This window comes from Cellulomonas sp. HZM, from assembly GCF_000708885.1.
GTDB lineage: Bacteria > Actinomycetota > Actinomycetes > Actinomycetales > Cellulomonadaceae > Cellulomonas.
Window position 1 is genome coordinate 169,755 of sequence record NZ_JEOE01000002.1, and the last position, 23,298, is coordinate 193,052.

Sequence of the window (23,298 nt, forward strand, 5' to 3'; positions counted from 1 at the left end):
GCCTCGCCCCTTTCGCCGTGGGACGCGCCGACGCTGCTCGAGCCGCTGCGCTCCCCTACGCTGCGGTCATGGCAGCCTCCTCGCACCCCGCGGTCGACCGCGTGGTCGCCGACCTCGCCGACCGGGGTGTGGAGGCACGCGTGCGGTGGCTCGACGACGCCGTCACCACGGCGCAGCTCGCCGCCGACGCCCTCGGGGTCGACGTCGGGCAGATCGCGAACTCGCTCGTGTTCCTGCTCGACGACGAGCCTGTCCTGGTGCTCACGTCGGGCGCCCACCGCGTCGACACGACGTGGCTCGGCGAGCAGCTCGACGGCCGGATCACGCGCGCGTCCAAGGAGGTCGTGAAGGACGCGACCGGACAGGTCATCGGCGGTGTCGCACCGCTCGGGCACCCGGCTCCCGTGCGCACGTTCGTCGACGTGCACCTGGGCACGTACGACGAGGTGTGGGCCGCCGCCGGCCACGCGCGGACGGTGTTCCCGACGAGCTACGCCGAGCTGGTGCGCGTCACGGGCGGCACGCCCACCGCGGTAGAGCCGGGCTGACCTCCCGCCGTCGAGCTGGCGGTCAGGCGGCCGCCGCGAGGTCGACCGGCTCCTCGACACGGGTCGGTGCGAACATCCGCTGGACGACCACCACGAGCGCCCACGACACCCCGAAGACCGCCGCACCCGCGGCCGCGTCGAGCAGGAAGTGGTTGCCCGTCGCGATGATGACGAACAACGTCGCGGTGGGGAAGAGCACCGCGATCACGCGCTGCCAGCGCACGACGGTCGCCCGGAAGAACGCCACGCCGCACCACAGCGCCCAGCCGAAGTGCATGGACGGCATCGCGGCGAACTGGTTGGACACGCCGTGCCCGCCCTCGCCCGGGGCCTTGCCCCAGATGCCGAAGACCTCGACGGTGTCGATGTACCCGGCGCCGGGCAGCAGTCGCGGTGGCGCCGCCGGGAAAGCCCAGTAGATCGCGAGCGCCATCGTCGTCATGACCACCAGGACCGTCCGGTGGGCGTGATAGATGCCGGGCGTGCGGAACCACATCCAGCCCAGCACGAAGATGGCCGACGGCAGGAACAACGTCGCGTACATGTAGTTGGCGACCGTGATCCCAGGCAGGAAGCTCGCCGCCCAGTGGTTGATCGCGTGCTCGGCGTCGACGCCGAGCCACGTCTCGACGCGCAGGATCTCTCGCGAGTGGTGGAAGGCCAGAGCGGTGCGGTTGGGCGCGTGGTTGCGGATGATCGAGTACACGACGTAGATCGCGACCATGATCGCGGCCTCGCGTGCGATCAGCACGTGCCGCGCCCGCTTCGCCCCCGTCGCCTCCCCCTGCGACACGGGACGCGACGTCACGCGCCTGCCTCGATGTCGAGCACCGCGCGCGCGGCGCGCGCGACCAGGCCGCGACGGGGTACCGCACGAACCGTAGGCATGCTCCGATTGTGGCACTCGAACGTGCGGTGTACAGGCGTTTTCGGGCACAGGAACGGACAGTTTCGCGGTGATCTGGGCCACGCGGCGAGGACGCTGTCCGCCCGCTGGACACCCGGGGACCTCTGCCTCACACTTGCGCTGCCCCTCTTGATGGTCCGGCCGCCGACGGCCGGGGAAGGAACCTCGCGGCCGTGCTGCGCACCGTGACATCCCACCTCAGCCTCGACGTGCGCGCCCCGCTCGAGCTCATCCTCTCCGTCGCCGTGGCGGACGGCGCCTACGACCGGTCCGAGCAGCTCGCGGTGAGGCACGACGACGGTCCGCTCGACGCCCTCGAGATCAAGACCTCCCACGGAGGTCGGGTGCACCGTGTGCTCGCCCCGGCCGGTCGCGTCGTCGTCGACTACTCCGCGGTGGTCCACGGGCAGGCGGACGTGCCCGCCGTCGACGACGTCGACCTCGTCGAGTACCGCCGCCCGAGCAGGTACGCCGACTCGGACCGGCTGCTCGCGTTCGCGCGTGACCAGTTCCGCGGCCTCGCGGGCTCCGAGCTGCTCGACGCGGTCGTCGACTGGGTGCACGGGCACGTCACGTACCTGTCGGGTTCGAGCCTGCCGACCGACGGCGCGACCGACACCCTCCTCAAGCGCCGGGGCGTGTGCCGGGACTTCGCGCACCTCGTCGTCGCGCTGCTGCGCGCGTGCGACACGCCCGCCCGTCTGACCTCGGTCTACGCACCCGGGCTCAAGCCGATGGACTTCCATGCCGTCGCGGAGGCGTACGTCGACGGGACGTGGCTCGTGGTGGACGCGACCCGGCTGGCTCCGCTGGGCTCGCTCCTGCGCATCGCGACCGGCCGGGATGCCACCGACACGGCGTTCCTCTCCTACTACGGCGGCTCGCTCACGCTGCGCGCGATGACCGTGACCGCTTCCACGCACGGCGAGCAGCCGACGACCGACGGGCCCCACGTGCTGCGCTGAGGCGTGAGCGCTCGACGTCACGACTCGTCCGTGGCGACGTCGTGCGCGTCGGCCTTCGACGTCCTGCCACGCGTCGCGTCCTGGACCACGCGTGCGCGGCTCTCCAGCAGACGTGTCACCAGCTCCTGGCAGAACCCGAACAGGAGGGCGAAGACGGCGACCTGCGAGACCCGGGTGAGCGCCAGGCCCGGGACCTCGCCGCTCTGCACGAGGAGCACACCGACGACCGCCGTGAGCCCGCCCAGCGGCACCCGCAGCAGCGACAGCGCCGGGGTGATCCGGTACGGCGACGCCCCGGGGCTCGCACGGCGCATCGCGACGATCGCGGCCAGCGCCCCGCCCAGCGCACCGAGGAACGCGACCACCCGCGCGTCGTCCGCCCCCGGTGCTCCACCGCCCGGGCACACCGGCGCAGCGCCCGCCTCGGCGACGCACAGCGGCAGGAAGCCCGGGTGCGTGCCGGCGACGACGAGGGTGAGCGCGAGCGCGACGGTCGCGAGCGCGGCGACCCGGAGCAGGCGATTGCGCCAGTCCCGCAGCCGGCGGTGCTCGTCGTCGCCGATCTCGAGCGCCGCCTGCAGCGCGGCACCGACCGTGACACGGTCCTCGTCGGTCGCGGCGCCCTCCTGCACACGGCCGGCCAGGTCCGTGTCCTCGAGCGCGAGACGCACGGGGTCGCCCTTGGCGAGGCGGAGCACCGCGCGACGTCGGGCGTCGACGACGTAGCGCGCCAGGGCCGTGTCGGCGACGACCAGCGGCAGCTGCGACTGCGCGAGGTGCACGCAGCTCCACGCCGTCTCGATGCTGGTGCCGTTCCACCACTGCCGGCGCGGGAACGGCGGCAGCGTCGCTCTGCGGGCCGCCGCGAGCTGCGCGTCGATGTCGGAGCGCCGGGGTGCCGGGACGCCTCGGGCCTGCACCTCGAGGTCGTCGACTCGATGACGCACCTCGACCTGCCAGGGCTGCACGCGCGTGGAGTGCGACCACCACCGGGCGTGCGGGGCGGGCAACGCGTCGGGGCCCGGCGCTGCCCCGGCGCGTCCGTCCGGACGGTGCTGTGGACGTGCGCCGCGCGCGGCCGGGGCGTCGACCGCGACGAGCGGGTGCGAGATCTGTGCCGTCATGACGTCGTCCTGACGTCGAAGGTCGGTCCGAGGGCGGACCCTGTCACCCGTAAGGGTGATGCGGGTCGTCCTCAGATACGCGTCAGGCGCTCTCGCGCAACGTCCGGCGGCGGCCCTCGACGGCCACCAGCTCCGCGAACGCCGCCGAGTACGCGGCGGGGTCGGCGTCGGCGTCCATGCGCTGCAGGCGTCCGCGCAGCTCGGCGATGTGCCGCGTGAACCCCATCTCCACGAGGCGCACGACGACGCCGCGCGCGTAGTCCGCGATCGCCTCTGGACGATCCTCGGGCAGCGGCGCGACGGCGAGCTCCGTGACGAGCGCGCGCACCGGCTCCGCCGCCTCCTCGATCACCGCTCCGACCCAGCCGGTCGCGTCGTCCGGCGTGCTCAGAGGTCTCGCGACCGCGAGGCCGCCAGCAGCACGGATCGCCTCGTGCACGGCACGGTAGGCGGGTGCGGCGAACGCGTCGGCGGCGAGCTCGTCGAACTGCTCCGGCACGAGCAGCGGCTGCTGCAGCACCACCTCGAGCGCGGTGCGCTCGACCTGCGCGACGGGGTCGCGGCGGTCGGGCACCGGCATGCGGACCGGTGCGGGCGCCGCGTCGCTCGTCGTGCGCTCGTCGAGCCGGCGCTGCCCGCGATCGGCGGGCGCTCCCCCGCGCGACGCCTGCGCGACGGCTCGGCGGACGGGCTCGACGTCCTCCATGCCGAGCCAGCCCGCGAGCAGGCGCGTGTACTCGGGTCGCAGCGCGGCGTCCCGGATCCCCGCGACCACGGGCGCCGCGGCCCGCAGCGCACCGACACGGCCCTCGGCCGTCGCGAGGTCGTACGCGGCGAGCGTGGACTGGATCACGAACGCGTACAGCGGACGCCGGGCCGCGACGAGCGCACGCACGGCGTCGGGGCCGCGCGACTGCCGCAGCTCGCACGGGTCCTGGCCGCTCGGCTCGACGGCCACGAACGTCTGCGCCGAGAACGTCTGGTCCTCGCCGAACGCGCGCAGGGCCGCCTTGCGCCCGGCCTCGTCGCCGTCGAACGTGAAGATGATCTCGCCGCCCACGGACGTGCCGGACGCGAGCTGGACGCCCCCGCTGCCACCGCTGTCGCCGATCAGGCGGCGCACGACGCGCGCGTGGTCCGAGCCGAACGCGGTGCCGCACGTGGCGACCGCGGTCCCGACGCCCGACAGGTGCATCGCCATGACGTCGGTGTAGCCCTCGACGACGACCACGCGCTTCTCGCGCTGCATCTCCCGCTTGGCGAGGTCCAGCCCGTACAGCACGTGGGACTTGCGGTAGAGCGGGGTCTCCGGGGTGTTGAGGTACTTGGGTCCGGGGTCTTCCTCGAACAGGCGGCGCGCACCGAAGCCGATCGTCTCGCCCGTGACCTCGCGGATCGGCCACACGAGGCGGCCGCGGAACCGGTCGTAGATGCCGCGCTGGCCCTGGCTGACGAGACCCGACGCCAGCAGCTCCGCCTCGGTGAACCCGCGTCCGCGCAGGTGCCGCAGCAGCCCGTCCCACCCCTGCGGTGCGAAGCCGACGCCGAACTGCTCGGCCGCGCCGCGGTCGAAACCGCGCTCGGCCAGGAACGCGCGACCTGCAGCCGCGCCCGGGCTGACCAGCTGCTCGCGGTAGAACTGCTCGGCGACCGCGTGGGCCTCGACGAGTCGACGCCGCTTGCCGGGCTCCTCGCCCGGCCGCGGCGCGCCGCCCTCCTCGTACCTGAGCTGGATGCCGACCCGCCCCGCGAGGTACTCGACAGCCTCCGTGAACCCGAGACCGTCGACCTTCTGCACGAACGAGATGACGTCCCCGCCCTCGCCGCAGCCGAAGCAGTGGTAGCGACCCACGTGCGGGCGGACGTGGAACGACGGCGAGCGCTCGTCGTGGAACGGGCACAGGCCCTTCAGCGACCCGACGCCCGCGGGCTTCAACGTGACGTGCGCACCGACGATCTCCTCGATCCGGGCGCGCTCGCGGACCGCCTCCACGTCCTCCCGCCGGATGCGTCCCGCCACGGCCCGAAGTCTAGGCGCCCCGGCCTTGCCGCAGGCGCGGGCCGTGGATCAGTGCCGCGGCGGGTGGACGAGGCGGGCGTGCAGGTCGGCGGCGGAGACGTCCGTGAGCGACGCGACCTGGTCGACCACGACGCGCAGTCGGGCGGCGTCGTCGGCCGCCTCGCGCCAGTCCGCGGCGAACGGCGGCTCGAGCGCGATCGGCGCCCGCTCGGACAGGACGTGCACCAGGTCGGTCAGCACCTCGCGCTGGCGCTGGTACAGAGGTTCGAGCTCGCGGGGGGCCATCACGTAGGCGACGGCCAGGCCCTTGAGCACCAGGATCTCCGCGAGCGTGCCGTGCGGGACCACGAGGTCCGCCGCGTACCGGGTGAGCGGCCCGGGGCCGAACTCCTCGCGCGTCGCCTTCTGCGACGCCTTCGCGAACCGGCCGATGAGCTGGCTCGTCGCGTCCTTGAGCATCGCGAGCGCAGCGCGCGAACCGTCGAACCCGTGGCCCCACAGCCGGGCGCGCACGAGACGGTCCATCGCGTCGCGCAGCCCGTCGGCGCTCACCGCGTCGCCGTACCAGGTGCTGACGGCCTCGACGACGCGCTCGCGCTCGTCGGGCTGCGTGAGCACGGCGAGGTCCAGGCGCCCGCCCACCACCGCGTCCTCGACGTCGTGCACCGAGTAGGAGATGTCGTCGGCCAGGTCCATGACCTGGGCCTCGAGGCACTTGCGGCCCTCGGGAGCGTCGCGGCGCAGCCACTCGAACACGGGCAGGTCGTCCTCGTAGACACCGAACTTGTGCGTCGGTCGCCCGCTCGCGGCGCTGACCGGACCCTGCAGGTAGCGCCACGGGTACTTGACCGATGCGTCGAGCGACGCGCGCGTGAGGTTGAGACCGACGGACCGCCCGTCCGGGCCGACGACCTTCGGCTCGAGCCGTGTCAGCAGCCGCAGCGTCTGCGCGTTCCCCTCGAACCCGCCGATGTCGCGCGAGAGCTGCGCGAGCGCGCGCTCGCCGTTGTGCCCGAACGGCGGGTGCCCGAGGTCGTGCGCGAGGCACGCGGTGTCGACGACGTCCGGATCGCACCCCAGTGCCTTGCCGATCTCGCGGCCCACCTGCGCGACCTCGAGCGTGTGCGTGAGGCGGGTGCGCACGAAGTCGTCGGACGACGGACCGAGCACCTGGGTCTTCGCGCCGAGGCGCCGCAGGGCCGACGAGTGGACGAGGCGAGCCCGGTCGCGCTCGAACGCCGTGCGCGACCGCGACTTCGAGCCCTCGGTGACCCACCGCTCGCGGTCCGCGCCGACGTAGCCGTCGAGGGCGCGGGTCTCGTCGAGCGCGGTCACGCACCCAGCCTAACGATCGACCTCAGGCCAGCCGCCACACCCCGACCGTCGGGCCGGCCCCCGGCAGCACGAGCCCGTCGTCGGTGGCCGCGAGGTCGACGTCGCCGTACAGCGTCGTCGCCGCGCCGCGCGTCAGGAGGTGGCGGGGCAACGTCGCGCCGGACCACGGCGAGCGCGCGAGGAGGACGAGCACCCGCTCGTCGCGGGTCTCGCGCAGGTACGCGACCGCGTCGTCGGCCACGACGGCCCAGCGCAGCCCGCCGTCCCGCAGCGCTCGCGACGAGCGGCGCAGCGCGATGAGCGCGCGGTACACCTCGAACGTCGCGGGGTCCCAGCGCGGACCGCCGCCGGCCGCGATGTCGTCCCACGGCATCGGGACGCGCGCGTGCTCGCCGTTGACGCCGGTCGCGCCGCCCTCGTCGCCCGCGAACAGCACGGGCGTGCCCGGGTAGGTCAGCAGGAGCGCCGCGGCGACCTCCTGCAGCGCCGCGGAGCCGACCACGGTGCGCAGGCGAGCGGTGTCGTGCGACGCGAGCATGTTCCACTGGTGCCGCGTCACGGACCACGGGACGGCGGAGTCGAAGTCGCGCATCGTCGCGACCATCGACCCCGCGCCGCGGTGCGGCACCGGTGCGGGCAGTCCCATGAACGACGCCGGCGTCCCCGGCTCCCCCAGCCACGTCCACGCGGGTCGCGTGAACGCGGAGTAGTTCATGTTGACGTGCCAGCCGCCCACGCCCAGGTCGGCCGCGGCGTCGTGGAAGTGCTCCGAGACGAGCACCGCGTCGGGGTTCTGCGCCTCGATCGTCGCGCGGATGGTGCGCGCGACCTCGTGCGTGAGATCCAGCTCGCCGTAGCGGCCGGTCATGTTCGCGACGTCGATGCGCCAGCCGTCCACCGAGAACGGCGCGCGCAGCCAGCGCCCGATCACCGAGCCCGGGCCGTCGATCATGCGAGCGGTGACCTCGGGCGAGCGGTAGTCCAGCTTCGGCAGCGAGGCGTGCTCGAGCCACCCGACGTAGCCAGGGTCGCCGGTGGTCCAGTAGTAGAACGACGCCTCGGTCGACGAGCTGTCGTCGCGAGCGCGTGCGAACCACTCGTGGCCGGCGCCCGTGTGGTTCGTCGTGAGGTCGGCGACCAGGCGCATGCCGCGGCCGTGCAGCGCGGCGGACAGCGACGCGTAGGCCGCGTCCCCGCCGAGCAGCGGGTCCACCTCGTCGAACGTGGTCGCGTCGTAGCGGTGGTTCGACCGGGACGGGAACACGGGTGTCAGGTAGAGGGTGTCGACTCCGAGCCGCTGCAGGTGGTCGAGGTGCTGCTCGATCCCGGCCAGGTCGCCCCCGTACAGCTGCTCGGGCGTTCCCGGGCCCTGCGCGATGGGCTCGTCGGACCAGTCTGCGGGGAGCGCCCAGTCCGGCAGCGGTCCCGCGGGAGGCCCGTCGTGACCCGACGAGCGCGCGAAGCGGTCCGGGAACACCTGGTAGACCACCGCGTCGTCGAGCCAGCCCGGCGCCGGCGCGTGCACCGTGAGCCGGAAGTCGGCCGCGTCCGTGACGTCGCGATCGTGCACGCCCGTGCCGTTGACCCAGCGGTAGCCGCCAGGCTCGTCGAGCAGGAAGCGGTAGCCGGTGACGGGGTTGTGCACCAGCACGTCCGCGACGTACCAGCGCTCGTGCGCATCCGCGTGGTCGAGCCGCGCGAGCGACATCCGTGGCTCGCCGTCACGGACCGTGCGCACCCACACCGCACGCTCGTCGCCGCCGGCCGGTACGCGCAGGCGCACGGGGACGACGTCGCCGAGCCGCGGCGTGGCGCGCGGGACGTACAGCTCCGACCCGTCGTGGTGCGGGCCGAGCTGGTGGGACGGACCGCTCATCCCTTCACGGACCCCGAGGTCAGACCGCCGACGATGTAGCGCTGCAGGAACATGAACAGCAGGATCACCGGGATGGCTGCGACCACCGCACCCGCCGCGAACAGACCCCAGGGGGCCGTCCGCTCGTCCGCCGCGAGCGAGTAGAGCCCCACCGCGACGGTGTACTGCTCCGGGCGCTGGATCACGACCTTCGCGATGAGGAAGTCTCCGAACGACGAGACGAACGACAGCAGCCCGACCACGGCGAGGATCGGCGTCACCAGGCGCAGGATGATCGTCCAGAAGATCTGCGCGTGCGTCGCGCCGTCGATCTTCGCGGCCTCGTCGAGCTCGCGCGGGACCGTGTTGAAGAACCCGTACATGAGGAACGTGTTCACGCCGAGCGCGCCGCCGAGGTAGACGCAGATGAGGCCGAGCAGGCTGTTGAGGCCCAGCGCGGGGAACACCTCGCCGATCGTCAGGAGCAGCAGGAAGATCGCGACGAACGCGAGCGTCTGCGGGAACATCTGCGCGAGCAGCAGGCCCGTGAGCGTGCCACGCCGACCACGGAACCGGAACCGGGAGAAGGCGTACGCGGCGGCGGCGCCCATGAGGACCGTGCCGATCGCCGTGACCGTGCAGACGATCAGGGAGTTGCGCGCCCAGCTCCAGAATCCCCGGTCCCCGAGGTTCGTGTAGTTCGACAGGTCGAAGCTGCGGAAGAGCTGGTTCGACCCGGTGAGCGTCCCTCCCGGGACGAGCGACGCCGACAGCACGTAGAGCAGCGGCACGACGCAGATGATGATCATCACGACGCCGACGACGTGACGCCAGCCGATCTCCTTCCACCACCGCAGCCCGCGGACGTGGTCGGCGTTGACGTTGGTGGCGGTCGCCTTGGGAGCACGGACCTCGGTGTACGACATGTCAGAGCTCCTCGAGGCGACGGGTCCGACGGAATCCCCACCAGGAGATGACGCCGACGATCACGAAGATCAGGATGGACAGGGCGCTCGCGAAGCCGTACTGCTTCACGCCCGACTCGAAGGCCACGGAGTAGACCATCGAGATGAGGATGTCGGTGTGCCCGACGATGATCGGGGTCCCCTGGAAGTCGGGACCGCCGCCGGTGAGCATGTAGATGAGCGAGAAGTTGTTGAAGTTGAAGGCGAACGACGACACCAGCAGCGGTGCGACGGACACCATCAGCAGCGGGAAGACGATCGAGCGCTGGACCCGCACCGGGCTCGCGCCGTCCATCTTCGCCGACTCGAGCACGTCGCCCGGGATCGACTGCAGGGCGCCCGTGCAGACGAGGAACATGTACGGGAACCCGAGCCAGAGGTTCACCATGAGGACGGAGAGCTTGGCGAGCCACGGGTCGGTCAGCCACGGGATGCTGGCGCCGTGCAGCAACGTCTGGTTGACGAAGCCGAAGTCGACGTTCAGCATCCCCTTCCACACGAGAGCCGCGAGAAAGCCCGGGAAGGCGTACGGGAGGATCAGGAGCGCGCGGTAGACCTTCCGACCGCGGATGCGTGGGTCGTTGAAGACGACGGCGAGGAACAGCCCGAGCGCGAAGGTCGTGAGCACGGACAAGAACGCGAACGCGAAGGTCCAGACCAGGATCTGCAGGAAGGGGCCCGAGATCCGGCTGTCGGTGAACGCGCGCGTGAAGTTCTCGAAGCCGACGGTCACGCGCCAGCCCGGCGTGAGCGCCGTGCCGTCCGCCGAACGGAAGTTGCCGTGGTCGTCGGCGGTGTAGACCGTCCCCGTTGCCGAGTCCGTCATCGTGTCGGTCGCCGGGTCGTACGTCATCGTCGACTGGTAGACGTACGCGGTGAGGCCGTCGGAGGTGCGCAGCGAGCCGTCGGCGGCGTCGTCGGAGACCGGGACGCGCAAGTTCACGACGGCGTCCTGCTCCTGCGCGATCTGCGCGAACCCGAGCACGTCCCAGCCGGGGACCGTCGCCGCCTTGTCCCCGTCGGCGGTGGCCCCCGTCACGGGTGCGAGCGGGTCGTCCTGCGTGCCGACCTCCACGGTCCCGTCCTGGACGACCGCGAAGCCCAGCGTCCCGCCCTGACTCACGATCGTGAGCGGGTACGCGGCTGAACCCTCGACGCGCTGCTCGTTCTGGATGAGGATCGCCTGCACGGCGTCGGACTTGGTCGAGTTGTGGCCGTCGCCGTAGTTGGTGAACGCGATGAACGCCGTGTAGCACGCAGAGAAGATGACGTACACGAACAGGAAGACCAAGCCCGGGAGCAGGTACTTCGCGGGCAGGGCACGCTTCGAGAAGTACGCCCAGTTCACCAGCACCAGCGCGAGCACGAGGAAGCCGGCGATCGCCCACTGGGAGACCGACACCGCCGAGAGGATGCCGTAGACCGCGCCGGCGTCGATGAGGGCGACGAGCACGAGCTTGACCCAGAAGCCCCGCCCGAAGTCGCGCGCATGGCTCACACCGCCCGTGCCGTTCCTCGGCCGCTCGCCCGGCGGTCGAGGTGGCGTCCCCTCGTCCTCGGGGGTGATGGTCTGCTGGTGGGACATGGCCGGCCTCCGTCGGGCGCGTCGTCGCGCCCTGCCTGTGAGGGCAGTGTCCACCGGGCCTGAGCGGCGCGCACGGCGGACCTGCGGGGATGTGGGTGCCGTCGCTGCGACGGCTGGAGGTCGCCCCGGCCAGCGTGGACCGGGGCGACCTCGTCGACTACCGGCGTGCTACTTGCCGGCCTTGTCGATCGCGTCCTGCATGTTCTTGACCATCTTGGTCCAGGCCGCTGCCGGGTCCTTGGCCTGGCCGCTGATGATCTGCACCTGCGTGGTGCCCCAGAAGGCCCACATGGCACCCATCTCGGGGATCGACGGCATCGGCGCGCCGGTCGCCCCGGCCTCGTTGAAGCCCTTGAGCACCGGGTCGTCGACCTGCTCGGCCGAGGCCTTGAGCGCCGGCAGGCGACCGCCGGCCTTGTAGAGCTCCGTCTGAACCTTCTCGGTCGTGAGGAAGCTGGTCACGAACGCCTGCGCGAGCAGCGGGTTCTTGGACTTGGACGAGATGAACGCGCCCTGGACGCCGACGAACGGCTTGGCCTCCGAGCCGCCCGCGCTCGGGACGGGCAGGACCGAGATGTCCATGCCCTTCTGCGTGAACTCCGTGGTGTACCAGGGGCCGGTCACGATGTAGGGCGAGTCGCCCTTCTCGAACGCGGCCTTGGCCTGGTCGCCACCGATGCTGGCCGACAGGACCTTCTCCTTGCCGAGCTTGGCGATGTACTTGGCGAACTTGTCGCCGTTCGCGCCGCCGAGGCCGAGCTCGTTGGTGTACGAGCCGTCACCGCTCTGCTTGAAGATCGGGGCGTCGAAGGACGTCTGCAGCGGATACAGGTGGTACGCGTCGCCCTGGTCGCCCTGCTGGATGAGGACCGAGTACTTCTTGCCGGCCTTCTTGCCCTCGGTGACGAGGTCGTCGAAGGTCTTGGCCGTCGTCTCGGGCTGGAGCTTGTTGTTGCGGACCAGCGCGATGTTCTCGATCGCGTACGGCGCACCGTAGAGCTTGCCGTCGTACGTGAACGCCTGGATGGCGGAGGTGGCGAAGCCGTCCGCCTTGTCGCCGAGCTCGATGGGCGCGACCACACCGTTGTTGACGAACTCACCGGTCCAGTCGTGCGCGCCGATGATGACGTCCGGGCCCTGACCCGTGGGGACCTGCTTGACGAAGTCCGTGCGGATGTCGCCCGACACCTTCTGGACCAGGTCGACCTTGACGCCCGTCTGCGCGGTGAACTCCTGGACGATGGGCTTCATGACGTCGATGCGCGTCTCGTCGACCCACATCGTCAGCGTGCCGGACAGCGTGGGGGCTGCGCTCGTGGGCGCCTCGCTCGGAGGCGCCGAGGTCTGGTCACCGGTGCTGCTGCCGCCGCTCGAGCAGGCGGTCATCGTCAGCGCGAGGCCGAGGGCCGCGGCAACGACAGGGATGCTCCGTCGCATCTTCGTTCTCCTGGGTGTCAGTGGAGGTGCCTGCGGCAGGGTTCCTCACCACCGACGCTGGCCTGATGCGCCGAACGTAGCCTCGTTGCAAGCAGCCTTGCAAGTCGTTACGGTAACTTTCAGGCAACGGTTTCAGAGCCGCGCTCAACGTCTGAGTGCTGCACCCCGAGATCGCTGAGAACTTGCACGGATCACCTTGCAGGAGCTGCTCCACCACCGCACGACCGACCCAGGACGAGGAGGTCCCGTGTCCCCAACGCTGCCCCCCGTGCGCACGCGTCTGACCGATCTCGCCGACCAGGCGGGCGTCAGCACGGCCACGGTCTCGCGCGTGCTCAACGGCAAGCACGGCGTCTCCGCACAGGCCCGCCAGTCGGTGCTCGCGGCACTCGACGTCCTCGGCTACGAGCGGCCCGAGAAGCTGCGCACGCGGTCCGCGGGGCTCGTCGGCCTCGTCGTCCCGGAGCTCGTGAACCCCGTGTTCCCGGCGTTCGCGCAGGTCATCGAGTCCATGCTCACCGAACGCGGCTACACGCCCCTGCTGTGCACGCAGTCCCCCGGGGGGACCACGGAGGACCAGTACGTCGAGATGCTCCTCGAGCACGGCGTCGCCGGCATCGTGTTCGTCTCCGGCCTGCACGCCGACAGCGCGGCGTCCAAGGACCGGTACCACCGCCTGCGCGCGCGCGGCATGCCGATCGTCATGGTGAACGGCCACGCCGACGGCGTCGACGCCCCGAGCGTCTCGACCGACGACGCCGCGGCGCTCGACCTCGCGTTCCGGCACCTCGTCTCGCTGGGCCACCGCAACATCGGGCTCGCGATCGGCCCCGACCGCTTCGTCCCCGCCGCGCGCAAGCGCGCCGAGTTCACCGCGAACCTGCAGCGGCACCTGGGTGTCGACGACCCGACGGGGCACGTGGTCTCCACGCTGTTCACCGTCGAGGGCGGTCAGGCCGCCGCGCTCGAGCTCATCGCGAGCGGGCACACCGCGATCGTGTGCGGGTCCGACCTGATGGCGCTCGGCGCGATCCGGGGCGCACGCGCGCAGGGCCTGTCCGTCCCCGGGGACGTGTCCGTCGTCGGCTTCGACGACTCGCCGCTCATCGCGTTCACCGACCCGCCGCTGACCACCGTGCGCCAGCCGGTCCTCGCGATGGGGCACGCGGCCGTGTCCGCTCTGGTGTCCGAGATCAACGGCACGCCTGCGTCCCGCACCGAGCTGAAGTTCCACCCCGAGCTCATCGTCCGGGGCTCGACCGGCGCCGCGCCGGCGCTCGCCGACCACACCCCGCTCGCCGCGGCGCTCTGACCTCCGGACCCGACCACCTCGTCGCGTGCGCGATCCCGCGCGCCCTCTCGTGAAAGGCCCTTCGTGACCTCGCTCGACACCCGCTCCCTGCTCGTGCACGCCCCGTCCGACTCGGACGGCGAGTGGTGGCGGCACGCCGTCATCTACCAGGTCTACCCGCGCTCGTTCGCCGACGGCTCGGGCGACGGGGTCGGCGACCTGCCCGGCGTCACGTCGCGGCTCGACCACCTGGCGGCGCTCGGCGTCGACGCCGTCTGGCTGTCGCCGTTCTACCGCTCGCCGCAGGCCGACGCGGGCTACGACGTCGCCGACTACCGCGACGTCGACCCGCTGTTCGGCACGCTCGACGACTTCGACGCGCTGCTCGCACGCGCGCACGGCCTCGGCCTGCGTGTCGTCGTCGACCTCGTGCCGAACCACACGTCCGACGAGCACGTGTGGTTCCGCGCCGCCGCTGCGAGCGCACCGGGGTCGGCCGAGCGCGCCCGGTACCACTTCCGCGAGGGACGCGGCGAGAGCGGCGAGCTCCCGCCGAACAACTGGGACTCGATCTTCGGCGGCCCCGCGTGGACCCGCGTGCCCGACGGTCAGTGGTACCTGCACCTGTTCGACTCGCGTCAGCCGGACCTGAACTGGGAGCACCCCGAGGTCCGCGCCGAGTTCGAGGACGTGCTCCGGTTCTGGCTCGACCGCGGCGTCGACGGGTTCCGGATCGACGTCGCGCACGGCATGGTCAAGGCTCCCGGGCTGCCCGACTGGTCCGGGCACGTGTCGATGATCGACGGCTCGGACGGCGTCGACCCCCTGGACCGCGCGGACGAGGTGACCGGCTCCGGGAACCAGGGGCCCATGTTCGACCAGGACGGCGTGCACGACATCTACCGCGCGTGGAACCGCGTGCTCGCGGCCTACGACGGCGACCGCGCGCTCGTCGCAGAGGCGTGGGTCGAGCCGCTGTCCCGCCTCGCCCGGTACGTCCGGCCCGACGAGATGCAGCAGGCCTTCAACTTCGCGTTCCTCGCTACCCCCTGGCACGCACCCGCGCTGCGCGAGGTGATCGAGGCCTCCTACGCGACGAACGACTCGGTGGGTGCGCCCACCACCTGGGTGATGTCGAACCACGACGTCGTGCGTCACGCCTCACGGCTCGGCCTGTCCGAGCCCAACGCGCGCCCCAACGGGATCGGCCGCGGCGACGAGCAGCCCGACGAGCAGCTCGGCCTGCGCCGGGCACGCTCGGCCTCCCTGCTGATGCTCGGCCTGCCCGGCTCGGCGTACCTGTACCAGGGGGAGGAGCTGGGCTTGCCCGACCACACCGATCTCCCCGACGACCTGCGCCAGGATCCCGCCTACTTCCGCACGGGCGGTGCGGAGCGCGGACGCGACGGCTGCCGCGTGCCGCTGCCGTGGGAGGCCGGGGCCCCCGGTCTGGGCTTCTCGCCCGCCGGCCTGACCTGGCTCCCCCAGCCTGCGTCGTGGACGGCCTACGCCGCCGATGTCCAGCGCGGCGTGCCCGGTTCCACGTACGAGACCTACCGGGCCGCGCTGGTCACGCGGCGCGCAGACCGGCTCGGCACGGGCGGCCTGACGTGGGACCACACGTTCGGGGACGACGTGATCGCGTTCCGGAACCGCGACGTCCTGGTGGTGGCGAACCTCGGGTCCCTGCCCGTGGCGCTGCCCGAGGGCGCCGCCGTCCTGCTCTCGTCGGCGGACCTGCCGGGCGACGGCACGCTTCCCGCGGACACCACTGCCTGGCTGCGCACGCGTTGAACGGCACGAGCTGAACGGCACGCGCCTCAGGGCGCGAGGTGCGCGACGTCGAACGCAGCCGCCCCGTGGGCGGGCACCGTCACGGTGACCTGCCCGTCGGAGACCTTCGTCGCCGTGCACGACGACGCCAGCACGTCGCAGTAGGAGGCGTCCGCGAGCGAGGTGTGCAGCGTCGTCGTCAACGCCTGGTCGCCGGCGTTCACGACGACGAGGCCGCGCTCGCCCCTGCCGAACGCGACGGCGTCGCCGTCCGACCAGGTGTCGACGACGGCCGCGTCACCGACGACCGCGCGCCACGCCACCATCGCAGCGATCTGGGGCCACCGGTGCTGGCACACGCGGTCGCCGTCCTGCCACGTCCGTACCGGCCCGACGTCCGACGCGCACGACGCGTCGAGGACCAGGCCCTTCGCGTCCTGCGGAGGTCCTGCGTCGCGGTCCGAGAACGCGTAGCCCGACATGACCTCCGGTGTGCCGTACGCGCCCGCGAGCATGAGCACGTTCGCGGCCAGGTAGTCCTGGTCCGGGTACGCGAGGGTCGAGCCGTCGCGCTCGGTGTCGTGGTCGTCGACGAACACCACGGCGTCCTTCGACGGCACGTACCGGGCGGTCGCCGACCCCAGGTCGAGGAACAGGCCAGGGGTACCCGCGAGCACGCCCTCGAGCTCCTTCGCGAACGTGAACTCGTACACCTTGCCGTTGGCGAGGTACTGCTCGGGCTGCACGGGCTCGTCGGTCCCACGGATCACCTCCTGGACGATCCCGGTGCCCGCCGGGAGCGGGGCGAGGATCGCCGCGACGTCCTGCGGGGCCATGTGCTTGGCCGCGTCGATCCGGAACCCGTCGACGCCGAGCGAGAGCAGGTCCTGCAGGTACCGCGTGAGCCGCTCGCGTACGCGCGTGCTGCCGGTGTCGAGGTCCGCGAGGTTCAGCAGCTCGCACGTCTGGACCTGGTCGGCGTCGTGGTAGTCGGCGATGTCGTCGCCCGCGGTGAGCCCGCAGTGGTGGAAGTCGTCCCGCGTCCAGATCCCCGGGTACTCGTAGTGGGAGAACGACGACCCCGCCCAGCCCGTACCCGGGGCGTCCTGCCCGGTCATGTGGTTGAGCACGGCGTCCGTCCACACCTGCACGCCCGCCGCGTGGCACGTGCGGACCATCTCCGCGAACTGCTCGCGCGTCCCGAGCCTGGACTCCACGAGGTAGCTCACGGGCTGGTACGACGTCCACCACTGCTCGCCCAGCACGTGCTCCTGCGGCGGCGAGGTCAGCACCCACGCGTAGCCCGCCGGTCCGATCTGGTCGGTGCACTCGCGCGCGATCGAGTCCCAGGTCCACTGGAACATCTCGATGCCGACGTCACGTCCGGAGCCGTCCGCCGCGGGCGAGCGCGCCGGGTCCGGCGGCGCGGCGGACGTGCAGCCGGCGAGGGCTGCGAGGGCCAGCGAGACGACGAGCGCGACGCGCGCTCGGCGGGACATCGTCATCGACACTCCCGAGTCGGTTGCAACTTTTGCAGCAATTTCCAGGGATCGTCACAGTAGCGTGGTCGACGTGCCTCACGTGCTCGTCAACGGAGCCGCCTCGTGGAACACGCTCGTGCGCCTGCCCGAGCTGCCCGAGCCGCGGCCCGCCACGCTGTTCGCGAGCGGGCTCGACGACGGTCTCGGCGGCACGTCGGCCGGCAAGGCGGTGACCCTCGCTGCGCTCGGCGTCGACGTCACGCTCGCGACGCTGCTCGGCCACGACGACGAGGCCGACCTGGTGCGCACCGCGCTCGGCCCGCACGTGCGCCTCCTCGCCGCGCCCGCGCGGGCGGGACGCACCGAGCGGCACCTCAACCTCATGGCCGACGACGGCTCGCGCGTGTCGATCTACCTCGAGCTGCCCGCCGCGGTGTCGCCCGACCCGCCCGCGGCCGTGCTCGAGACGCTCGCGCTGGCCGATGTCGCCGTCCTGGACCTCGCCGAGTCGTCCCGACCGCTGCTGCGCGCCGCACGCGCGCTCGACGTCCCCGTGTGGTGCGACGTGCACGACGACGACGGCACCGCCGAGTACCCGCGCGCGTTCGCCGACGCCGCCGACGTCCTCGTCGTGAGCGACGCCCGGCTGCCCGATCCGCACGCCTACCTCGAGGCCCGCGTGGTCGGCGGTGCCGCGCTCGCCGTGTGCACGCGCGGCGCAGCGGGCGCGGTGGCGTTCGACGGCACGACCTGGTGGGACGTGCCCTCCGCACCGGTGGACGTCGTGGACACCAACGGCGCCGGGGACGCGTTCGTGTCCGGGCTGCTCGCGGCGACGCTCGCAGGGCGACCCACCGCCGACGCGCTGGCCTGGGCATCCGCGGCCGGTGCGATCGCGGTCGGCGGGCGCGACCTCGGAGCACCGCACGCGAGCGTGCAGGCCGTCGTCGAGCTGGCGACGACGATCGACGTGCGACCCGCGTGAACGTGCGACCTGCCTGAACCGTGCCGTCAGCGCCCTGGGACGACGTCGCGCGCGTCCTGTCAGCCGCCGGAGACGCTCAGCTCCGCCTCGTGCAGCTCACGCGCGAACTCGTCGGACAGCTCGCGCGAGTCGAGCCAGCCGTACGGCAGGATCGGGCGCTTGGGTGACCCCGCCCGCCCGCGCTGCCCCTCGGCGGGTGCCCCCGGGTAGGGCTGGTCGAGGTCGAGCACCGCGAGGCGGTCGTCGAGCTCGGCCATCGTCGAGACGAGGCCGAGCGCTGCGCGCGCCTCTCCCCCGACGACGTACCCCTTGAAGTACCAGGCCATGTGCTTGCGCATCTCGCGCAGCGCCTTCGACTCGTCGCCGAAGTGCTCGACCATGAGCTCGGCGTGCCGACGGACCACGACCGCGACCTCGGCGAGCCCCGGCCGCACACGCTCGTCGGACCCGGCGAACGCCGCCGCGAGGTCCGCGAACAGCCACGGCCGCCCCTGGCAGCCACGTCCGACGACCACACCGTCGCAGCCCGTCTGCTCGACCATCGCGACCGCGTCCTCGGCGGACCAGATGTCACCGTTGCCGAGCACGGGGATGTCCGTCACGGTCTCCTTGAGGCGCGCGATCGCCTCCCAGTCGGCGGTGCCCGAGTAGTAGTCGGCGGCCGTACGCGCGTGCAGCGCGACCGCGGCGACGCCGACCTCCTGCGCCACGAGACCGGCCTCGAGGTAGGTCAGGTGGTCCTCGTCGATCCCCTTGCGCATCTTGACCGTGACGGGCACGCCGTACGGCGACGCCGCGTCGACGGCGGACCGCACGATCGCGCGGAACAGGTCCCGCTTCCAGGGCAGCACGGCTCCGCCGCCGCGTCGCGTGACCTTGGGCACCGGGCAGCCGAAGTTGAGGTCGACGTGGTCGGCGCGGTCCTCGCTCGCGATGAGCCGCACGGCCGCGGCGACCGTGGCGGGGTCCACGCCGTAGACCTGGACCGAGCGCGGCTTCTCGTCGGGCTCGTGCGAGATGATCCGCATCGACTCCTCGCCGCGCTCGACGAGCGCACGGCTCGTGACCATCTCCGCGACGTACAGGCCGGCGCCGGACTCACGGCACAGCCGACGGAACGCCGCGTTCGTCACACCGGCCATGGGCGCGAGGACGACCGGGGTGTCGATCGTCAGCGGGCCGATGTGCAACGGGGGCGCGACGCGGGTAGAGGTGGGGCTCACGGCACCAGTGTCCCCCACGCCCGGAGCCCGGCTTGCTGCAGCGGCGGCCGACGCAGAGCGGCCTACTGCAGCAGCCAGCCGTTCTCCTGCGCGATCCGCACCGCCTCGGCGCGCGTGCGTGCGCCCGTCTTGCCCATCGCCGCCGAGAGGTAGTTGCGCACGGTCCCCTCCGAGAGGAACGCCTCGCGCGCGATGTCGGCCACCGTGCCGCCCTTCGCGGCGACGACGAGCACGTCCCGCTCGCGCTCGGTCAGCGGGCTCGTGCCGACGGCCAGCGACTCGACCGCGAGATCGGGGTCGACGACGCGCAGGCCTCGGTGCACGCGACGCACCGCGTCCGCGAGCTGCTCGGCGGGCGTGTCTTTCACGACGAAGCCGCTCGCCCCGGCGTCGAGCGCGCGGCGCAGGTACCCAGGGCGACCGAACGTCGTCACGATGAGCGAACGGCACGACGGGAGCGCGCGGCGGAGCTCGGCGGCGACCGTGATGCCGTCCAGGCCCGGCATCTCCACGTCGAGCAGCGCGACGTCGGCGCGCGCGTCGCGCGCCGCGGCCAGGACCTCGTCCCCGCGCCCGACCTGCGCGACGACCTCGAGATCGGGCTCCAGGTCGAGCAGCGCCGCGAGCGCACCGCGCACGAGGGCCTGGTCGTCGGCCAGCACCAGCCGGATGGGCGCGCTCACGCCACCTCCTTCGTCGTGACGAGCAGTCGGTAGCCACCGAGCGGGCCGCGCGAGACCTCGACACGCGCCCCGGACTGCCGCGCGCGCTCCACGAGGCCGTGCAGGCCGTTGCCGTCGCCGACAGCGTCGCCGGGCGCCTCACCCGGTGGTCCGTCGCCGTCGTCGTCGACCGTGAGGGTGTCCGCGGTCATCGTGACGCGGACCCGGGTGGCCGCCGCGTGGCGCAGGACGTTCGTCGTCGCCTCGCGCAACGCCCACGCGAACAGCACGCGCAGGGGCTCGGGGACCTCGTCGCTCGACCCGGGGATCTCCGCCTCGATCGCGGCCGAGTCGAACGCCTGCCGCGCACCGGCCAGCTCGCCCGCGAGAGTCACCGCACGCGTCGCCGTCACCATGCCGCGCACGTCCGCGAGCGCTGACCGGGCCAGGGACTGGACCTGCAGGATCTCGTCGCGGGCGCGGGCCGGGTCCACCTCGAACATGCGCGCCGCCAGCTCCGCCTTGACCGAGATGACCGTGAGCGAGTGGCCGAGCACGTCGTGCATGTCGCGTGCGATGCGCTCGCGCTCGCGCTCGACGGCGAGCACCGCGACCTCGTCGCGCGCGGCCTGCAGCTGGCGGTTGCGCAGCACGAGCATCGTGAAGCCGAAGACCGACAGCGACGCGAGCACGAGCGAGACGACGAGGTCGTCGATCGTGTGCCAGCCCGGGACGAGCCGCGGCACGACGAGCACGATGGCGCACGACCACAGCGCGACCCCCAGGGCACGCGGCGCGCGGAGCAGGAACACCGCGCTCACGGACATGAACACGAGCCCGACGAGCCCGTCCTCGTGCGCAGCGATGCACGACAGCGCCACGAGCACCGCCTGGCCCGTGAGCAGCAGCACCGCGGAGCGGCGCGACAGGGGCCTGTCGTTGGGTGCTCGGGTGAACACGACCCACGCGAAGCTCGCCGCGAGCAGGAGGATCGCGACCAGCGACACGACGCGGCCGACGCCGTGCGGCGCTTCCCACGCGGCCTGCCAGGGCTGCGCGAGGAACACCACCCAGACGACGCCCATGACCGGGCCGACGACGCGCATGACACGTCCCGCGCGGGGGCTGCCCTGCGGTCCGAACGGCGACCCGCCGTACGGGACGACCGTGGGTCGGGGGTCGGCGCTGCTCACGCGGGCCAACCTATCGTCGGCCTCGTCGGCCCCGACGCGGGTGGCGCCGACGGGGCACCGCGTCGCGGCCGCACCCGCAGGAGCGGGTCGGCCGCGACGCACCTCCAGGCTCACGCGCGTGCCGTGTCCTTGCGGAACCGCCAGGCCGCGCCCACGACGAACACCGCGCCCCACGCGACGACGTTGACGACCGCCCACGGCGACACGTCGCCGCCCGTGATCGGGCCGCGCACGATCTCGGCGAGCCCGTACGTGGGCACGAACTTGGCGATCGTCGCGAACACGCCGTCACCGAGCGGCATGAACAGGCCACCGGCGAAGGACAGCAGCGCGAGCACCGGGCCGAGGATCTGCATGACGTTCTCCGACGGCAGCAGGTAGCCCATGAACAGACCGAACGCGGCGAACACCGCCGAGCCCACCCATGCGAGCGCGAGCGACTCGACGATGCGCGTGGTGTCGCCGCTCGCACCGGCCGGGAAGCCGACGACCGCGGTCACGACGACGGCCGCGAGCCCGAGGACCATCGCGACCGCGACCTTCGTCGCGACGTACACCGCGGGGCGCAGGGGGGTCAGGCGCAGCTGGCGCGTCCAGCCCTGCGCGCGCTCGACGGAGACGCTCGCACCACCGCTCGTCGTCGCGAGCAGCGCGCCGTACAGCGCCATCGAGACCATGATCCAGGCCGTGACGTTCGCGTGGCCGACCGACTCGGTCTTGTAGCTGTCGACCGTGCCGAACAGCAGGAAGAACACCGGCGGCATGATCAGCGTGAAGATCACGGTGCGCCGGTTGCGCAGCAGGCGGCGAAGCTCGACCGCGAGGTAGGTGAGGCTGAAGGTCCGTGCGGTCGCGGCGGCGGGCGCCGTGGCGGTGGCGGTCAGGGTGCTCATGCGAGGCTCCCGGGGGTCTGCGAGGTGGCCGGCTCGTCGGTGCGATCCGTGGTGAGGGCGAGGAACGCGTCCTCGAGGCCGCGCGCCGCGATCTCGAGGTCGCGTGCGGTGGTGGCGGTCAGCAGGTGCCGCGCGACGGCGTCGGAGTCGGTGGTCCGCACGATCACGCGGTCGCGCCGCAGCTCGACGTCGCCGACGCCGGGCAGCGCCCGCAGCGCGGCCTCGTCGAACGCACCGTCGACCGTCGCGGACACGACACGGCCCGACGTGAGGCTCTTGACCTGGGCCGCGGACCCGTCGGCGACGATCCGGCCGTGGCTCACCAGGACGATGCGGTCGGCGTACGCGTCCGCCTCCTCGAGGTAGTGGGTCGCGAACAGGATCGTCCGACCGCGAGCGGCGTCCGCGCGCAGCGCGTTCCAGAAGTCGCGGCGCCCCTCGACGTCCATCCCGGTCGTCGGCTCGTCGAGCACGATGAGGTCCGGGTCCGGGAGCAGCGCGAGCGCGAACCGCAGGCGCTGCTGCTGCCCACCGGAGCACTTGCCGACGCGGCGGTCGGCGATCTCGGAGATGCCTGCCCGCTCCATCACCTCGGCGGCGGAGCGCGAGGTGCGGAAGAACGACGCCGTGAGCCGGACAGTCTCGGCCACCGTGAGGTCCTTGAGCAGCCCGCCGCTCTGCATCACGGCCGAGACGCGGCCGGCGGCGATGGCGTCCGAGGGCTCGAGGCCCAGCACGCGGACCTCGCCCTCGTCGGGCTGCGCGAGACCGAGCAGCATGTCGATCGTCGTCGTCTTGCCCGCGCCGTTGGGCCCGAGGAACGCGACGACCTCACCGGGGCGGACGGCGAGGTCGAGGCCGTCGACGGCACGCACGGTGCCGAACGACTTGCGCAGGCCGCGCAGGTCCAGGGCGAGCGTCCCCGTGGCCGGGGGGTCGAACAGTTCGGTGGTTGTCATGGCTCGATCCTGACGGCGCGCGGTCCCCCGCTCCCCCGTCGCGCGTCACGACGTCGGCATGACGGATGTCATGGCTGCTCACCGTGCAGGCCCAGCA

19 protein-coding genes are annotated in these 23,298 nt (G+C 72.6%); 5 read left to right on the forward strand and 14 right to left on the reverse strand.

Annotated elements, in window-relative coordinates:
* The first annotated feature begins 68 nt into the window (after positions 1–68).
* The gene (locus AW16_RS0102685) at positions 69–548 is read left to right on the forward strand and encodes a YbaK/EbsC family protein (protein ID WP_029287974.1); all 480 of its coding nucleotides are present in this window, start codon (positions 69–71) and stop codon (positions 546–548) included.
* Between the two features lie 22 nt (positions 549–570).
* Here the strand turns inward: AW16_RS0102685 and AW16_RS0102690 are convergent, their stop codons facing one another.
* Positions 571–1,356: a phosphatase PAP2 family protein gene (locus AW16_RS0102690; RefSeq protein ID WP_051681600.1), complete on the reverse strand. Its 786-nt coding sequence runs from the start codon at positions 1,354–1,356 to the stop codon at positions 571–573.
* Between the two features lie 272 nt (positions 1,357–1,628).
* On the opposite strand from AW16_RS0102690, the gene AW16_RS0102695 reads away from it, so the two are divergent.
* Complete coding sequence (locus AW16_RS0102695; RefSeq protein ID WP_029287978.1) at positions 1,629–2,420, forward strand: transglutaminase family protein; 792 nt, start codon at positions 1,629–1,631, stop codon at positions 2,418–2,420.
* Between the two features lie 17 nt (positions 2,421–2,437).
* Here AW16_RS0102695 and AW16_RS0102700 read toward each other — a convergent pair whose 3' ends face one another.
* From AW16_RS0102700 to AW16_RS0102730, 7 genes are all read right to left on the reverse strand, one after another.
* Positions 2,438–3,544: a hypothetical protein gene (locus tag AW16_RS0102700; protein WP_029287980.1), complete on the reverse strand. Its 1,107-nt coding sequence runs from the start codon at positions 3,542–3,544 to the stop codon at positions 2,438–2,440.
* Between the two features lie 82 nt (positions 3,545–3,626).
* Complete coding sequence (gene dnaG / locus AW16_RS0102705; protein WP_029287982.1) at positions 3,627–5,564, reverse strand: DNA primase; 1,938 nt, start codon at positions 5,562–5,564, stop codon at positions 3,627–3,629.
* Between the two features lie 48 nt (positions 5,565–5,612).
* A complete protein-coding gene (locus tag AW16_RS0102710; protein ID WP_029287984.1) occupies positions 5,613–6,899 on the reverse strand; it encodes a deoxyguanosinetriphosphate triphosphohydrolase in 1,287 nt (428 codons plus the stop codon).
* A gap of 22 nt (positions 6,900–6,921) precedes the next feature.
* Positions 6,922–8,775, reverse strand: coding sequence for a glycoside hydrolase family 13 protein (locus AW16_RS0102715; protein WP_029287986.1), 1,854 nt, complete (start codon positions 8,773–8,775; stop codon positions 6,922–6,924).
* The gene (locus AW16_RS0102720) at positions 8,772–9,680 is read right to left on the reverse strand and encodes a sugar ABC transporter permease (protein WP_029287988.1); all 909 of its coding nucleotides are present in this window, start codon (positions 9,678–9,680) and stop codon (positions 8,772–8,774) included. Before AW16_RS0102720 ends, AW16_RS0102715 begins: the two co-directional genes overlap by 4 nt.
* Position 9,681: 1 nt before the next feature.
* The gene (locus AW16_RS0102725; protein WP_029287989.1) at positions 9,682–11,304 is read right to left on the reverse strand and encodes an ABC transporter permease subunit; all 1,623 of its coding nucleotides are present in this window, start codon (positions 11,302–11,304) and stop codon (positions 9,682–9,684) included.
* A gap of 168 nt (positions 11,305–11,472) precedes the next feature.
* A complete protein-coding gene (locus AW16_RS0102730) occupies positions 11,473–12,741 on the reverse strand; it encodes a maltose ABC transporter substrate-binding protein (protein ID WP_029287991.1) in 1,269 nt (422 codons plus the stop codon).
* A 247-nt stretch (positions 12,742–12,988) separates the two neighbouring features.
* Between AW16_RS0102730 and AW16_RS0102735 the strand changes: the two genes are divergently transcribed.
* Both AW16_RS0102735 and AW16_RS0102740 read left to right on the forward strand, forming a co-directional pair.
* Positions 12,989–14,053 carry a LacI family DNA-binding transcriptional regulator gene (locus AW16_RS0102735; RefSeq protein WP_029287993.1) on the forward strand — a complete coding sequence of 355 codons (1,065 nt, stop codon included), beginning with the start codon at positions 12,989–12,991 and terminating at the stop codon, positions 14,051–14,053.
* 63 nt (positions 14,054–14,116) lie between these two features.
* A complete protein-coding gene (locus AW16_RS0102740) occupies positions 14,117–15,826 on the forward strand; it encodes a glycoside hydrolase family 13 protein (protein ID WP_029287995.1) in 1,710 nt (569 codons plus the stop codon).
* A gap of 26 nt (positions 15,827–15,852) precedes the next feature.
* Here AW16_RS0102740 and AW16_RS0102745 read toward each other — a convergent pair whose 3' ends face one another.
* Positions 15,853–17,310 (reverse strand): alpha-amylase family protein, encoded by a 1,458-nt coding sequence (locus AW16_RS0102745; RefSeq protein ID WP_029287997.1) that lies wholly within the window; start codon positions 17,308–17,310, stop codon positions 15,853–15,855.
* A gap of 67 nt (positions 17,311–17,377) precedes the next feature.
* Between AW16_RS0102745 and AW16_RS0102750 the strand changes: the two genes are divergently transcribed.
* Entirely contained in the window at positions 17,378–18,271 is an 894-nt protein-coding gene (locus AW16_RS0102750) for a carbohydrate kinase family protein (RefSeq protein ID WP_029287999.1), read from the forward strand.
* A gap of 59 nt (positions 18,272–18,330) precedes the next feature.
* Here AW16_RS0102750 and dusB read toward each other — a convergent pair whose 3' ends face one another.
* The 5 genes from dusB to AW16_RS0102775 all read right to left on the reverse strand — a co-directional run bounded on the left by dusB (position 18,331) and on the right by AW16_RS0102775 (position 23,201).
* On the reverse strand, positions 18,331–19,494 hold the full coding sequence (gene dusB, locus AW16_RS0102755) for a tRNA dihydrouridine synthase DusB (RefSeq protein ID WP_029288001.1): 1,164 nt from the start codon (positions 19,492–19,494) through the stop codon (positions 18,331–18,333).
* 62 nt (positions 19,495–19,556) lie between these two features.
* Entirely contained in the window at positions 19,557–20,177 is a 621-nt protein-coding gene (locus tag AW16_RS0102760; protein WP_029288003.1) for a DNA-binding response regulator, read from the reverse strand.
* On the reverse strand, positions 20,174–21,349 hold the full coding sequence (locus tag AW16_RS0102765; RefSeq protein WP_051681601.1) for a sensor histidine kinase: 1,176 nt from the start codon (positions 21,347–21,349) through the stop codon (positions 20,174–20,176). Before AW16_RS0102765 ends, AW16_RS0102760 begins: the two co-directional genes overlap by 4 nt.
* A gap of 110 nt (positions 21,350–21,459) precedes the next feature.
* A complete protein-coding gene (locus AW16_RS0102770) occupies positions 21,460–22,242 on the reverse strand; it encodes an ABC transporter permease (RefSeq protein WP_029288006.1) in 783 nt (260 codons plus the stop codon).
* On the reverse strand, positions 22,239–23,201 hold the full coding sequence (locus AW16_RS0102775) for an ABC transporter ATP-binding protein (RefSeq protein WP_029288008.1): 963 nt from the start codon (positions 23,199–23,201) through the stop codon (positions 22,239–22,241). The genes AW16_RS0102770 and AW16_RS0102775 overlap by 4 nt, the downstream gene beginning before the upstream one ends.
* Positions 23,202–23,298 lie beyond the last annotated feature (97 nt).

Excerpts from the sequence above, each read along its gene's own strand:
- AW16_RS0102685 (WP_029287974.1), top strand. The coding sequence starts at position 69 with ATGGCAGCCTCCTCGCACCCCGCGGTCGACCGCGTGGTCGCCGACCTC.
- AW16_RS0102700 (WP_029287980.1), bottom strand. The coding sequence starts at position 3,544 with ATGACGGCACAGATCTCGCACCCGCTCGTCGCGGTCGACGCCCCGGCC.
- AW16_RS0102715 (WP_029287986.1), bottom strand. The coding sequence starts at position 8,775 with ATGAGCGGTCCGTCCCACCAGCTCGGCCCGCACCACGACGGGTCGGAG.
- AW16_RS0102720 (WP_029287988.1), bottom strand. The coding sequence starts at position 9,680 with ATGTCGTACACCGAGGTCCGTGCTCCCAAGGCGACCGCCACCAACGTC.
- AW16_RS0102725 (WP_029287989.1), bottom strand. The coding sequence starts at position 11,304 with ATGTCCCACCAGCAGACCATCACCCCCGAGGACGAGGGGACGCCACCT.
- AW16_RS0102730 (WP_029287991.1), bottom strand. The coding sequence starts at position 12,741 with ATGCGACGGAGCATCCCTGTCGTTGCCGCGGCCCTCGGCCTCGCGCTG.
- AW16_RS0102745 (WP_029287997.1), bottom strand. The coding sequence starts at position 17,310 with ATGACGATGTCCCGCCGAGCGCGCGTCGCGCTCGTCGTCTCGCTGGCC.
- AW16_RS0102770 (WP_029288006.1), bottom strand. The coding sequence starts at position 22,242 with ATGAGCACCCTGACCGCCACCGCCACGGCGCCCGCCGCCGCGACCGCA.
- AW16_RS0102775 (WP_029288008.1), bottom strand. The coding sequence starts at position 23,201 with ATGACAACCACCGAACTGTTCGACCCCCCGGCCACGGGGACGCTCGCC.